The 13,432-nt window shown below is 46.9% G+C and carries 12 protein-coding genes; 6 read left to right on the forward strand and 6 right to left on the reverse strand.

Annotated features, from left to right (window positions below):
- Positions 1 to 91 precede the first annotated feature (91 nt).
- From QUA53_RS23115 to QUA53_RS23125, 3 genes are all read left to right on the forward strand, one after another.
- Positions 92 to 1,879 (forward strand): CHASE2 domain-containing protein, encoded by a 1,788-nt coding sequence (locus tag QUA53_RS23115; protein ID WP_333099984.1) that lies wholly within the window; start codon positions 92 to 94, stop codon positions 1,877 to 1,879.
- Between the two features lie 71 nt (positions 1,880 to 1,950).
- On the forward strand, positions 1,951 to 2,709 hold the full coding sequence (locus tag QUA53_RS23120; RefSeq protein ID WP_333099982.1) for a MinD/ParA family protein: 759 nt from the start codon (positions 1,951 to 1,953) through the stop codon (positions 2,707 to 2,709).
- 201 nt (positions 2,710 to 2,910) lie between these two features.
- A complete protein-coding gene (locus QUA53_RS23125; RefSeq protein ID WP_333053037.1) occupies positions 2,911 to 3,036 on the forward strand; it encodes a photosystem II protein Y in 126 nt (41 codons plus the stop codon).
- 157 nt (positions 3,037 to 3,193) lie between these two features.
- On the opposite strand, the gene QUA53_RS23130 is transcribed toward QUA53_RS23125, so the two are convergent.
- A complete protein-coding gene (locus QUA53_RS23130) occupies positions 3,194 to 3,328 on the reverse strand; it encodes a hypothetical protein (RefSeq protein ID WP_333099981.1) in 135 nt (44 codons plus the stop codon).
- A gap of 171 nt (positions 3,329 to 3,499) precedes the next feature.
- On the opposite strand from QUA53_RS23130, the gene malQ reads away from it, so the two are divergent.
- Positions 3,500 to 5,008, forward strand: a complete 1,509-nt coding sequence (gene malQ, locus QUA53_RS23135) for a 4-alpha-glucanotransferase (RefSeq protein WP_333099980.1) — start codon at positions 3,500 to 3,502, stop codon at positions 5,006 to 5,008.
- Between the two features lie 134 nt (positions 5,009 to 5,142).
- On the opposite strand, the gene QUA53_RS23140 is transcribed toward malQ, so the two are convergent.
- Entirely contained in the window at positions 5,143 to 6,024 is an 882-nt protein-coding gene (locus tag QUA53_RS23140; protein ID WP_333099978.1) for a RodZ domain-containing protein, read from the reverse strand.
- Complete coding sequence (locus QUA53_RS23145) at positions 6,021 to 6,815, reverse strand: pseudouridine synthase (RefSeq protein WP_333100021.1); 795 nt, start codon at positions 6,813 to 6,815, stop codon at positions 6,021 to 6,023. Before QUA53_RS23145 ends, QUA53_RS23140 begins: the two co-directional genes overlap by 4 nt.
- Positions 6,816 to 7,433: 618 nt before the next feature.
- Here QUA53_RS23145 and QUA53_RS23150 point away from each other — a divergent pair.
- Positions 7,434 to 8,225, forward strand: coding sequence for a DUF2993 domain-containing protein (locus QUA53_RS23150; RefSeq protein ID WP_333099976.1), 792 nt, complete (start codon positions 7,434 to 7,436; stop codon positions 8,223 to 8,225).
- A gap of 114 nt (positions 8,226 to 8,339) precedes the next feature.
- Here the strand turns inward: QUA53_RS23150 and QUA53_RS23155 are convergent, their stop codons facing one another.
- From QUA53_RS23155 to QUA53_RS23165, 3 genes are all read right to left on the reverse strand, one after another.
- The gene (locus tag QUA53_RS23155) at positions 8,340 to 9,257 is read right to left on the reverse strand and encodes a phosphatidate cytidylyltransferase (RefSeq protein ID WP_333099974.1); all 918 of its coding nucleotides are present in this window, start codon (positions 9,255 to 9,257) and stop codon (positions 8,340 to 8,342) included.
- Positions 9,258 to 9,539: 282 nt separating this feature from the next.
- Positions 9,540 to 10,133, reverse strand: coding sequence for a precorrin-6Y C5,15-methyltransferase subunit CbiT (gene cbiT / locus QUA53_RS23160; protein ID WP_333099972.1), 594 nt, complete (start codon positions 10,131 to 10,133; stop codon positions 9,540 to 9,542).
- 99 nt (positions 10,134 to 10,232) lie between these two features.
- Positions 10,233 to 11,795, reverse strand: coding sequence for an aminotransferase class I/II-fold pyridoxal phosphate-dependent enzyme (locus tag QUA53_RS23165; RefSeq protein ID WP_333099971.1), 1,563 nt, complete (start codon positions 11,793 to 11,795; stop codon positions 10,233 to 10,235).
- A 647-nt stretch (positions 11,796 to 12,442) separates the two neighbouring features.
- On the opposite strand from QUA53_RS23165, the gene QUA53_RS23170 reads away from it, so the two are divergent.
- Positions 12,443 to 13,360: a CHAT domain-containing protein gene (locus tag QUA53_RS23170; RefSeq protein ID WP_333099970.1), complete on the forward strand. Its 918-nt coding sequence runs from the start codon at positions 12,443 to 12,445 to the stop codon at positions 13,358 to 13,360.
- The last annotated feature ends 72 nt before the right edge of the window (positions 13,361 to 13,432 follow it).

The following is a 13,432-nucleotide window of genomic DNA, read 5'->3' on the forward strand; positions in this document are numbered from 1 at the left end:
CGAGTGTTCTAAGATGGAGGAAGTCTCCAGCAGGGGGGAAATGTGAAACAACTGCTGTTCCAGAAACGAGTCAAACTTTTATGCTGGGATAATGAGTAAAATATCTAATAAAATTCGATCGGCAGCGACTCAATTGAGTCAAATGTATAAACCATCACTAGCATTGGCTAAGTCTGTATTAATTGCCAGCGCGGCAGTAACATTATCCTTGATGGGAGCCCGACAACTAGGAATACTCGAACCATTAGAATTAAGCGCTTACGACCAAATGGTGAGGTGGCGTCCCGAAGAACAGCCAGACTCGCGTTTGCTAGTTGTGGGGATTACCGAAGCAGACATTCAGAAACTGAAACAGTGGCCGATATCCGATCGCAAAATAGCTGAAACATTACAAAAACTTGACAAAATGCAGCCGGCAGTCATCGGTTTAGATGTACTGCGAGACGTACCTTTAGGAGACGGGCGCGAGGAATTAACCAAAATTTTACAAAAAAGCGATCGAATTATCGGGGTATGTTTAGTCACCGACGGCAGCCCGGACAATCCCGGTTCTCCGCCTGCGCCGGGGCTACCGCAAAACCGGGTGGGATTTGCAGATTTCGGAGTCGATCCGGGTGGCATACTCCGCAGGGCATTATTATTTATGAAACCCCCGACAATTAAGGGCAACTCCTCGGCCCAAAAACATCTTTGCAATGACGACTCTCAAGTTTTAGCTTCCTTCAACCTCCAGCTAGCACTCCGCTACCTGCAAGGGCAAAAAATCTCTCCTCAACTTGCGCCCGATCAATCTTTATGGCTGGGAAAAACCCAATTAAAACAACTAGCAAGCAATGACGGAGGATACACAAATACCGATGTCAGGGGATATCAAATATTAATTAACTATCGTTCCAGGTGGCAAGTTGCCAACCAAGTCAGAATTACGGATGTTTTAGAGGGGAAAGTTGACCCAAATTTAGTTAAAGATAAAATAGTACTCATCGGTTATACCACAGAAACCGTTAAAGATTTCTTTTATACTCCTTACAGTGGGGGACAGCAAAGCAATCAATTCATGCCGGGGATCGTGGCACACGCACAAGTAGTCAGCCAAATTTTGAGTGCAGTTTTAGACAACAGACCGATGTTATGGTTTTGGCCGGAATGGGCCGAAATCCTATGGATTTCGGGATGGTCAATTGTGGGAGGAACGTTGGCATCGCGGATGGCTCACCCAGCGAAGTTGACGGTGACATTCGCAGCATTGCTGTCCGGGTGTTGCGCGATCGGCTTTGGGATTTTTCTGTTGGGAGGGTGGGTGCCTGTGGCAGCGCCAGCCTTAGCATTAATCTTAACTGGGGGTAGCATTGTATCAGCAGAGAGATTTAATAAAGCCGGATACGGGAAAGCAATTAGCGATCGAGTAAAACAAGTCTTCAAAATCGAAATAGACCAAGCCAAAAAAGAACAGCAAGTCGCAGAAATCACAGAATCTGATTTCTTTAAAGAATTGCAGCAAAAGAAAGATAAACTGAGAATTAGCAAACAAGAAACCTCTGAAAAAGTACCTTCCGAACCCCAAGAAATAACTGCAAGTACCGCAGACCTTCCCAAGGTCGAAAGTCAGACAGACGACTACTTAGCTCAATTGCAGGAAAAAGCCAAACTGCAGAAGCAGCGCGCCCCTGTGACTGAATCGGAAAGCAGCTCACCGACGGGTGCGTGCGAGGCGGGTGGCGGTGCTATTTCAGCCGAAACCAAACCCCATGACGAGTTCAGCGATTTGCAAGCCAAAGCCAAACAGATGCGGCACCGCAGGGGCGCAGAAAAGAGGATAAAAGATGAAAAAATTGATAGTTTAGCAGACAAGGAGGATTTGGGGGGCAAGGAAGAATGACAGAGAACTCGACTGCATAGAGAATTGCATCATAATAGGTTCTCGCCGTTTCTTACCCTCATACGCAGATCATGTCCAAAATCATCTCTGTCCACTCTTACCGGGGCGGAACTGGCAAATCGAACACGACAGCAAACTTGGCATCTATTATCGCTCGTGGCGGAAATCGGGTCGCCATTGTGGACACCGACATTCAATCGCCCGGGATTCACGTGCTGTTCGGTTTCAGCGAGAGCAACATGGCTCGCTGCCTGAACGATTACCTGTGGGGCCGGTGTCCGATCGCCGATACGGCCTACAATGTGAGTTCGCTGCTGCCAAAATTAGCCAGTAACGGCAACCTCTACCTGATTCCTTCGAGCATTAAAGCAGGGGAGATAGCGCGAGTTTTGCGCGAAGGCTACGATGTGGGACTGCTTACCGACGGCTTTCAAGAACTGATCGAGTTTCTGGAATTAGACTACCTATTTATCGACACCCACCCGGGGCTCAACGAAGAAACCCTCCTCAGCATCACCATTTCCGACATCCTGCTGCTGATTCTGCGTCCGGATCAGCAAGATTTTCAGGGAACGGCTGTCACGGTAGATGTGGCCCGCAAATTAGAAGTTCCCAAGATTTTGATGACGATCAATAAAGCCCCAGAATCCCTGGATTTCGAGGATTTGAAGCAGCAAGTAGAGAGTATTTACAACATCCCAGTGGCAGGGGTACTGCCCCACAGCGACAAGATGATGCTGCTCGCCAGCAAGGGAGTGTTTGCGCTGCACTTCCCTAACGACCCTCTAACTAAGGTTGTGGAAGGGATTGCGAAACAGATTGTGGGATAATTGGTGCAGCGAATGCCGATCGCCCGCCCAGGAGTGAGTTTCGATCTCAATTCCTGCGGAGCGATGTCCTTCTGTCTATTCGGCTGCCAGCAGAGGAACTTTCTCAGCGACAATATTTGGTTAAAGAGTCAGGAGAATGGCCACAAAATGAGATACAAATAGATTATGAGAATTTGTTAAAAAACTTTAGGAGGAGAACTCATGGATTTTGACTTCCGCATACTAATAGTATTGATGCCCGTATTGTTGGCGGGCGGCTGGGCTGCCTACAACGTCGGCGCTATAGCTCTCAAACAAGTGCAGAAATTGTTGAACAAGCAAGCTTAAACTCAGCCTTTTTTCAGGTAATCCCGCAGCCGACTGTTTTTTTAGATACAAAACAGTCGGCTGATTTGTGCATTGGCTCTGCTTAAGTGATGGCTGATTTTGGGCGGGCAATTTACGACTGCAGAGAGATGGGGCGACATCCAAAGAAAAGTTAGATTTAAAAATTAAGCAGAAACTGATTACGCTCCAGCAAAATATTTTGTTGCAGCAAACGAGCCTGGGTAAAAAAACCTAGCTGTGAAAGCAGGGCGATCGTGTAACTCCAGATTTTGATGTTTTGAACTCTACTCATAACTTCTGAGTAGAGTTCCATAAAAATACTGGGTAAGCACGTTATCGCAGAAAATATGAGACAATCACAAAAGTATTTGCCCTAACAATCGCCCTAAAAACTACGAAGTTTAACTGATAGGGAAGATAGGTCAAATTGTCAATGTTAAATTCCTATATCTTTAGATAGATTATGCTTTTTCCCCGATCGAGCGGCATTCTACTCCATCCCACATCCTTTCCCAGTCGATTTGGCATTGGAGACATGGGAATAGAAGCATATCGCTTTATTGACTTTTTAGTAGAGAGCGACCAGCAATACTGGCAGGTATTGCCGCTGGGGCCGACAGGATACGGAAATTCTCCTTATTCGTGCTATTCAGCAATGGCGGGAAATCCCCTGCTGATCAACCCAGAACTGCTGCGGGACGAACAATTGCTCACAGATGAAGATTTCGCTAATTTACCTGAATTTCCGCTAGATTATGTAGACTTCGAGCGGGCGATCGCCTTGAAAGTGCCTTTGCTTAAAAAAGCTTGCGAAAATTTCAAAGCCAAAGCATCTCCTATCCAGCAAAAAGAATTTTCAGCTTTTTGCGAAAGCAAAGAGAATTGGCTGGAAGATTACGCCTTATTTATGGCACTAAAAGATCACTTTGGCGGTGTTAGCTGGAACAATTGGGAAACAGAAATTGCCCGTCGAAAACCAGAGTCGGTAGAGAAGTGGCGTCAGCAGCTAAATGCTGAGATTTATTACTACAAATACGTTCAGTTTGAGTTTTTTCGCCAGTGGACGGAGTTGAAACGCTATGCTAACCTGCGGGACATTAAAATTATTGGCGACATTCCGATTTATGTAGCTCACGACAGCGCGGATGTGTGGTCTCATCCAGAAACATTCTGCTTGGATGAAGCCACCGGAGAAGCAGCTTTAATGGCAGGAGTTCCCCCAGATTACTTCAGCAATACAGGTCAATTGTGGGGCAACCCCGTATACAATTGGGAGAAGTTGCAAGCAAATAATTTCGAGTGGTGGGTGGAGCGTTTTGAAGCGATTTTCGCTTATGTAGACGTGACTCGTATCGACCACTTTCGAGGATTTGAGGCTTACTGGGCGGTGAAGCGCGGACAAGAAACTGCGATCGAGGGAGAGTGGATTAAAGCGCCGGGAATAGCTTTGTTGGATCTAATTAATGAGAAGTTTGGCAACTTGCCGATTATCGCTGAAGATTTAGGGGTAATTACTCCTGAAGTGGAAGCTTTGCGCGATCGATACGAGTTTCCAGGAATGAAGATTTTGCAGTTTGCTTTCGGCGCGGGCCCTGGCGATCCTTTTTTGCCTTTCAACTACGAGCGCAACTCCGTAGTTTACACGGGTACCCACGACAATGACACGACTGTCGGCTGGTTCAATCAACTGCAAAACTACGAAAGAGATGAGGTTTTGCGTTATTTAGGCTGCATAGATCCCCAAGGAATTCACTGGTCTTTAATCCGCATGGGCTGGATTTCTATTGCTAATTTGGCAATTGTTCCGTATCAAGATTTGTTGGGTTTGGGTACAGACGCGCGGATGAATTTTCCGGGGAAAGCAGAAGGAAATTGGGGCTGGCGATATCGACCAGAAGCTTTGAATTGGGAAGTGCGCGATCGGCTCAAAACTATGACTTACATCTCCGGGCGCGCTCCTAATAAACATTGATAATGGAGAAGGGGTAGTTGGTAATGGGTAAGGGGTAATGGGTAAGAAGTCAATAAAGACCGACATTCTAATTAAAATCTGTGGACTGCCCGCTATTACCTATTTATTACCCATTAACAATTACCAATTAACACTCAACCTTCATTCTTGGGCGGTGCTGAAGGATTGAGTTCCTTTGCTTTAAAAACAACTTCTTTGGCGACTCCAGGATCTCCGAGTGGTTCGGCTTGTCCGTTATTAACGGCAACCATTACCCCGCCGGCGTTACCTGCTACCACTACCAATTGCTTTTGAGCCCCCCAGGTGCGAACAGTCCCTGAAGGCAAAGTTCCCTCAAACTCTGTTTTACCATCGACTTCAACCTGCATCCACGATTCTGCTTTAAAAGTGACGTTAACAATCACTGGTTTATTGCCAGATTTATCTAAACGCTGACCTGTTCTTACTGCTTCGACAGCCTCGTAACTATCCGGTTTCTGATTTTGTGAGGCTCTCGATGCCTCAGCAGCTAAACGGGCTTGTTCTTGCTGCCCAAGCGCTAGTTCTTCGGCTCCCGCACCGTTTTTTGCGGTAACAGAACCGCTCATCAACTGAGATAAGACATTGACCGAACAGATAATTAGAAATGTGTAAAAGAGGTAGAGGTGCATCGGTCGCAACTGAGGCCCATCTTGCCAGGATAGCTTGGTTCTCGATCTGGGCGGCGGTTCGATCGGGAAAAAGTCGGCAAACTGAGTTCCGTCCAAACCCATTGCTTCAGCGTAGCGCTTGATCAAACCCTGAGTGTAGACGGGTTCGGGAAGTTGGTCGAGTTGACCGTCCTCAATGGCTTGCAGCAGATTCCGCCGAATCATTGTTACCACGGCTACTTTGTCCAAACAAATCGAGTGCTGTTCGCGGTACTGGCGGAGTTGAGCCCCAATTTCCGCTAGCTTCTTCTGAGCTGGTTCTGGCTCTTGGGAGTATAGTTTATTCTTAGTTGTTTTGAAGAATAAAAACAATAAATTCTTTGTCATATGCTGTGCTCCTGGGAATTTACTGGCACGCTTATTGATGTTAGGTTGACTAGATTCCATAAATAAATAATTTCCGCATCTTCTAGGGGTCGGCAGCAGCCTGGTGGCAATATTGGCGAACCGGGCCGCTGCAATTGAATCGGGCCGATGGCTGTGCGGTGCAGGCGCACCACGGGATATCCCAACTGTTCGGCAGTTCGCCGAATCTGTCGGTTTCTGCCTTCTGATAGAATGACTTCTAACAGAGTTTGGTCTTGCGCGCGATCGATAACTTTTACTTTCGCGGGCAAAGTTTTTCTGCCGGACAAGATGATGCCCTGACGCCACGTTTGTAGTATGCGTTCCGGGGGATCGCCCCGTACCCAAACCTGATAAGTTTTGGCGATCGAGTGACGCGGATGGGTCAAACAAAATGTCAGCTTACCATCATTGGTGAGCAAGAGGGCGCCGGTGGAATCTGCATCTAAGCGTCCTACGGGGTGGATGCCTTGGCCGGAGCGCAGTTGTGGTGGCAGCAAGTCGAGAACTTTCGATCGGGCTCTTGGATCGCTGCAAGTAGAAACTACGCCTGCCGGTTTGTTGAGCAACAGATAGACCTTTGCGGGTCGATCCGTTGGTTGCACCGGGACTCCATCGACTTGGATGAGATCGCGATCGGGATTCGCTTTTTCTCCTAAGCGAACAATATTGCCATTAACTCGGACTCGTCCAGCTACAATCATCTGTTCTGCAAGACGGCGAGAGGCAATGCCCCACTGGGCGAGGATTTTTTGCAGCCTTTCATCAGACATGACGGGAGTGTGGAAATCCCCAACGAGCCAGCGGTGGGGAGGAAACACGACACGGTTAATTGATTAACCGTACTAGCAATGCTCAATTCCTGGTTGGGAATAAATTATAATGCTGACCAATTATTACAGGACGCCCGGCAAGAGTGCAGATTGTCCTTGTGCCCGGTGCAGATTGTCCTGATGGCATTACCCTGAATGCTGTGCAAAAACTACGACGAAAAGACTCGCTGCAGGCACAGGTTTGCACCGTTGGTTTGCGGCTGGTTTGAAAGGTGTGGGTCTGACCCGACCATAAACCAACACTACCATAAATCCCGTACTGCTGGTTAAATTTATACGCTCGATCGCGAATTTTTCATCGGGATCGCACAACTCGTGAACTACCCAAAGATCCCAAGGGGGGAAAGGTGAGAATTTTTGTGCTTCTGGCGTTGCTGATGCCAGATTTCTGCTTGATTTTAGAGTTGATCTGACTTGTATTCATCAACCCGGTTTCTAAGGAAAATCAGAGGTTGACAGCGGTCTATCTGTTCATAAACCGGGTTTTTGAGGCCGGATGTGCCTGTTCTAGTTAAATTTCTGTGCTTGAATATTAAGGTTTATATTCTGAAATTGTTTATGACTGTCGATCGAAACTCTATTCAATTTGACAATAGAGATGCCGCTGCTGGCTCTGGTGAGACTGTTAATCTCGGCGAGGAGCCGGGGAGACCTTCGCCCAGTCAAGGCAGCCGGATCGCAAGCGCAGTGCTGTCTCCGGCGGTGCAGTTGTGGCTGCGATCGCAAGTTCAGCAGGTGGACGAGTTGAAGGTGAAAATTGAGGGGAGCGATCGACAAATCTTCGGCGGTGCGATCCCCAAAGTCACGGCTGCCGCTCGCGGTGCTGTGTATAAAGGATTACACCTAACTGAAGTTGCCATAGAGGGCTGTGGCATTCGCATCAACCTCGGTCAAGCTCTCAAAGGCCAACCCCTGCGCCTCCTGGAATCCGTTCCCGTGGCAGGCGTTTTGAGGCTTAGTCAGGCGGATTTGAATGCGTCGCTGAAAGCGCCTTTGCTTGCTGATGCTTTGAACGAATTTTTGCTGCCTATGCTGCCGCTGACAGATAGGGAAAAGTCGCTGAAGTTGCAAAATTCGCAGATTATAATTGAGGCGGGTTTGTTGACGCTTTCTGCGACAATTTTGCGCGCTGGCGGTAGGCAAATTCCTTTGGTATTGCGGACGGGTTTGCGGATAGCCAGGGGTCGCGAATTGATGTTTGAATCACCAGAAATCGAAATGGATGGAGAATTAAAGAGCAGTGATTTCAATGGTTTTAAAATTGATTTTGGGCCGGAAGTTGAGATAGAAGAGTTGATCTTGAGTCCGGGGGAAATTGTTTGTCGGGGAGGAATTAGAGTTTTGCCTTAGTTAATTAACAGTTGACAGTTGACAGTTGACTTTAACCTGCGTCCTCGGCAAAGCCTGGGAATATATACCGAATTCCTAATTCCCCATGCCCAATTCCCCATGCCCAATTCCCAATTACCGATTAATTAAAAAAGAGTCGATCGCGGGCAACAGTAAAGTGACAAAATAGTAGACTAAGGGCGCGGTAAAAACATAACTGTCGGTGCGATCGAGAATGCCGCCGTGACCGGGGATCAACTGCCCCGAATCCTTAACGCCGGCGTCTCGCTTCATCATCGACTCAGTTAAATCTCCCAACAGGCTAGCAACCCCAATCAACAGACCAAAACCAGCCCCTGTATACGGCCACCCCGGCCAGTGTAAATACCAAGACCCAGCGACGGCCACGGCGATGCTGCCGCAAACTCCAAATACAGCACCTTCAACGGTCTTTTTGGGGCTGATGTGGGATAGGCTAGTCCGCCCGAAGAATTTGCCGACAAAATAAGCCCCAATGTCAGCGGTCCAGATGCAGAAGAAAGCCAGCAGCAGCGAAGTCAATCCTAAAGATATGTGGCTCGAAGTTGTCCAAGACGGGGACGGGTAAATGTTAACAGGCAAATTGCTTGCTACTGCTTGCGAAAGTTGTGTTGTAGCAAGATTGCCTGGGTCGAGGCCGACTCGCAGGCGTACCCAATAGCTGGGCAAATAACCGCCGTAGAACAATCCTAAAACTGAGGAGGCAATATCGGCGATCGTCGATAATTTAGGTTGGAATAACAGGTAGAAACAGATTAAGGTTCCCGCTAAGGGGAACATGGCGTCTACGAGTTGCGGTGCTAGGGCAGCAGTAATTAACAGGCCTTGACTGACGGCTAAGGTAGTTTTGGCAGCGGGTGCAATGCCTTTAGCCCTGGCTAATTGAAAATATTCCAATTGGCCTAGGTAGACGATGACTCCAAAGCCGATGGTGAAGTACCATCCCCCCATAATAATCATTCCCAAAGCAAGGGCGATCGCAACTATTCCACTGAGGATACGAGACCAAGGCATAAATGAATTTCTCTTGCAGACGGCGGGGGGTGATTCGATTTTGGATGTTGGATGTTGGATGTTGGATGTTGGATGTTGGATTTTTCTAGAGCACGAGTTTCTCCCTTGCACAGCTAACCCTCATCCCCGATCAGTCATCCAATATCTCAAGTCAGGCAGTCAATCCAGCTATGGTCGCCCCTATTATTAAGTATGAAGGTTAAGTGAACTTAAAAAAGATTAAGAATTACATAATTAATTAGTGTATCCCTGTCAAATTCTTGTCATGCCTTCTTCTTCCTTCTAATCCAGCTTTTCGCCGCTGAGAATAAATATGGGATTGACGGCGGCAAAGGTTTGACTCAAGCCGCGAGTCTCCAAGCGGTTGACGGCGGACTGGACTACCTCGACGTTGCGGACTTGCAACTCGGCGAATCCTTCGGAAAGGGCGTAAAGATTCTCTAAATTGCCTGCTGTGGCTACAACTCGACCTTGAGGTTGCAAGTACCCCCAGACTTCTTGGAGAATAGCTTTAATGGGGCGGCCTCCTTCGATGCAGACTCGGTGGGGGGGATTGGAGAGATTTTTGAGGCATTCCGGGGCACTGCCTTCTATGACTTCTACGTTGTCGAGTTCGAATCGATCGCAATTTCTGCGAATCAAGCTTGCTACTTCTTCGTCCCTTTCGACGGCGATAATGCGACCTTTGGGACACAGCAAACCTGTTTCTACGGCGATCGTACCAGTACCTGCACCGATGTCCCACACGACTGAATCTGCTTGCAGCCGCAGGTGGGAGATTAACAGCAGTCGGACTTCTCGCTTACTCATGGGAATTCCCGGTAAACGTTCAAATAAGTCATCCGGGATGCCTGGAGTGACGTAGGGCCAAAGCATAGTTATATTTTTGATTTTTGATTTTTGATTGAAGCAAGACCGAAGTTGGAACTCGCGGAAGAAGTAGAAATTCTCCCCATTTCCCCCAAGCCTTTATATTTACTGTCGCACAACCTTGAGAGTTTGGAGGTCAGGAGCGCTACAACCTGTGATTTTTCCGCCGGCGGCAAGGATTTGTTGCAGGTAGTCAACGGCTTCTGGGGTAATGATTTCACCCGGCATCAGGACTGGTATTCCTGGGGGATAGGGACAGATGAGTTCGGCGCACAGGCGATCGACTGCTTTGTCTGCAGGTACTGTTTCCGCTGGGAAAAAGAAGGCCTCGCGGGGGGAGAGGAGAGGAGGAGAGGGGGAGAGTGGGAGAGGGGGAGAGTGGGCAAATCTTCCATCGGACATCGGACTACTTCTCTCGGACTTCTTCTTTCGGACTTCTTCCTTCTTCCTGACATCCGTGACATCTTGTACAGTGCTCGTTGCCGAACTTCCTTCTTCCTTCTTCCTTCTTCCTTCTAAAAAAGTACAAGCTTTAACTAAATTGTCAATATCTGATTCTGTATTTCCCAAGCTGATAATAAATGTTAAATGTCGGGGCATGGGAAGTTCTGCGGTGACGCCGAGTTGAGAGTGCAGAATATCATCGGCGGCAAATCCTGTAATTCCTAAATCGGATACTTTTACTGTTAGCCTGGTGCGGTCTAATGCTGCAAAACCCGGTGTATTTAACGGTTCTAAAACTGATAATCCGGGAATTTGACTAATGCGCGATCGCGCTTTTTCTGCTAGCTGTAAAGTTTGCGCCATTAACTCTTTGCCGTGGAGTGCGATTTGTTGGCGGGCGGCGTCTAGGGATGCTAATAATAAGTAACTCGGACTGGTAGATTGTACTAACTGCAATGCTTTATTTAATTTTTGGATATCTATGCGATCGCCCTTGACGTGCAGCATCGATGCTTGTGTCATTGCACCGAGGGTTTTGTGGATTGATTGTACTGTTAAATCGGCATCGGCTGATAGTGCCGGTTCTGGCAAGTTTGGATGAAAGTTAAAGTGCGCGCCATGGGCTTCGTCTACTAATAACGGTATGTTGTATTGATGGGTAATTTGGGCGATCGTCCGCAAATCCCCGCAGACGCCGTGATAGGTTGGGTAAACCATCATTACTGCTTTGGCGTCGGGATGTTGTTCTAATGCTGCGGCTGTGGCTTCTGGGGTGATGCTGTTGGCAATATCCCAATCGGGGTTGTACTCTGGATTGACAAAAATTGGAATTGCGCCGGATAAAATTAAACCAGAAATCGCCGATGAGTGGATATTTCGAGGTAGGATAATTTTCTCGCTAGGGCCGCAAGTCGCTAAGATGGCCGCGATAATTCCGCAAGTCGAACCGTTGGCCAAAAACCGAGTTGATTGGGCTCCAAATGCTTCGGCAGCCAAGTATTGAGCTTCGGCAATTGCACTTTCTGGGTTAAAGAGATTGTCTAATTCCGGCAATTCGGGCAAATCCGATCTAAATACTGCCGCACCGAATAAGTCAATTAGGGGTTGAGAGATTCCTTGTCCGCGTTTATGTCCGGGGGCGTAGAATGGGGCGTGTGGGTGATTTATGCGATCGCGCAAGGCATCTAATAGAGGCGTTTGTTGTTGAGAGTTTGCTGCTGACACGCTTAATCCTGATTTGATTATTTAGAATTATAGCAACCGCCGAGGTTTCACCGGACGTTATTAATTGCTGAAACCGTTGCTGGAAATTTTGCGATCGCATCGACTGCTACCTTTTTCCTTGCAATCGCCAACAAGCAACACTGTCTCAATTTCAAAATTCTCTAAAATGAATGAATATGGACTGTTTAAATATGATACTCAAACATTTGAAAATCTTGGCTACTGCTTTACTTATGGTTTGTTTAGGGGCTGTGGTTTCAGTTACAGCACAAAATCCTACCACAGTCTGTGGCTTTTTTTCAGGGAAGACCGGCTTTCGAGTCAATACAACCTGTTCGATAATATCGGCTGCTTTTTTTACTCCGCCCGATCGCCCTATCGCGTCTTGGAGGGTGATCGGCCTTTGTTTGTAAGACTCTTGGGTTAGGACTTTCCCAATGGGCGATCGAATGTAAACTAACCCTTGGGTGGGGTGATGACCTAAACTTTTGGCTAGGTAAAAAACCGATCGATTGTATAGTTTTCCAAATCCGGGTTCAGCGAATACAATAAATCATTAATAAACAGAAACTTTTAGCGGTAAATCTATGAAGAGATACCCTAATTCTACAACATTTATTGTCAAGAGTTATTGGAGATAGTAATTTGTGACTTACGATGTTATTCATCGAAAAATTTTGATGTTATCGGCCAACCCTAAAAGAACAACTCCTTTGCGCTTGGATGAAGAAGTGCGAGAAATCAAAGAAGGATTAAAGCAATCGCACTCTAGGGATTTATTTTTGATTGAATCCGCAGAAGCCACGCGATACAGAGATATTCGGAGAGCAATTTTAGACCACAAGCCGAATATTGTTCATTTTAGCGGACATGGAGCGGGAGAAAATGGTTTGGTTTTTGAAGATGACACCGGATGTCAAAAGTTAGTTGATACTGAAGCCCTAGCAGGACTTTTTCAATTGTTTTCTGCACAGGTTGAATGTGTTGTACTTAACGCTTGTCACTCAAAGTACCAAGCTCAAGAAATAGCCAAACACATTAATTGTGTGATTGGCATGAGTCAGGCTATTGATGATAGGGCAGCGATTGAATTGTCAGTGGCGTTTTATGATGCTTTAGGAGCAGGGCAAACCTATGATTTTGCTTATCAGTTAGGATGCAATGCAATTACGATCGCGGGAATACCTCAAGAATTTATTCCTCGATGGTATGCTGAAAAAAATGAAAACTCCGCTCCAAAAACTGCTACTTTTATACCACCCAAGGAGTCTTATTCAAATATGTCTAATCAAAGAGATAAAAAAATGACAGGCGGACGTAACATCAAGATGGGAAGTGGTGATTACCGCGAGACATCGGTTAACGACCAAGGCAGTTATGTTGAAGGAAATTACTACAATAATTCAGCCGAAAAACAAAATCTTGCTGAAGCTGCTAATGAAATTCAACAACTGCTGGAACAACTCAGCAAAAATAACCGCACTGATACGATGACTGGAAAGATGAAAGTTGCAGGAGAAGCGATCGAGCAAATTGAAAGTAACCCTGCGTTGATGAATCGCTGACGGGGTGACAACCCCGTCAAAGAGTAGATATAATCAAGGTTCTAGCCCTTATCCCCTTCTGAAAAAATGGTC

This window comes from Microcoleus sp. Pol12B3 (genome assembly GCF_036701355.1).
In the GTDB taxonomy this organism is placed as follows: Bacteria; Cyanobacteriota; Cyanobacteriia; order Cyanobacteriales; family Microcoleaceae; genus Microcoleus.

Coding starts and splice junctions, on each gene's coding strand:
- QUA53_RS23150 (WP_333099976.1), top strand. CDS start 7,434: ATGACTGTCGATCGAAACTCTATTCAATTTGACAATAGAGATGCCGCT.
- QUA53_RS23145 (WP_333100021.1), bottom strand. CDS start 6,815: ATGTCTGATGAAAGGCTGCAAAAAATCCTCGCCCAGTGGGGCATTGCC.
- malQ (WP_333099980.1), top strand. CDS start 3,500: ATGCTTTTTCCCCGATCGAGCGGCATTCTACTCCATCCCACATCCTTT.
- QUA53_RS23130 (WP_333099981.1), bottom strand. CDS start 3,328: ATGAGTAGAGTTCAAAACATCAAAATCTGGAGTTACACGATCGCCCTG.
- QUA53_RS23140 (WP_333099978.1), bottom strand. CDS start 6,024: ATGACAAAGAATTTATTGTTTTTATTCTTCAAAACAACTAAGAATAAA.
- QUA53_RS23155 (WP_333099974.1), bottom strand. CDS start 9,257: ATGCCTTGGTCTCGTATCCTCAGTGGAATAGTTGCGATCGCCCTTGCT.
- cbiT (WP_333099972.1), bottom strand. CDS start 10,133: ATGCTTTGGCCCTACGTCACTCCAGGCATCCCGGATGACTTATTTGAA.
- QUA53_RS23115 (WP_333099984.1), top strand. CDS start 92: ATGAGTAAAATATCTAATAAAATTCGATCGGCAGCGACTCAATTGAGT.
- QUA53_RS23120 (WP_333099982.1), top strand. CDS start 1,951: ATGTCCAAAATCATCTCTGTCCACTCTTACCGGGGCGGAACTGGCAAA.
- QUA53_RS23125 (WP_333053037.1), top strand. CDS start 2,911: ATGGATTTTGACTTCCGCATACTAATAGTATTGATGCCCGTATTGTTG.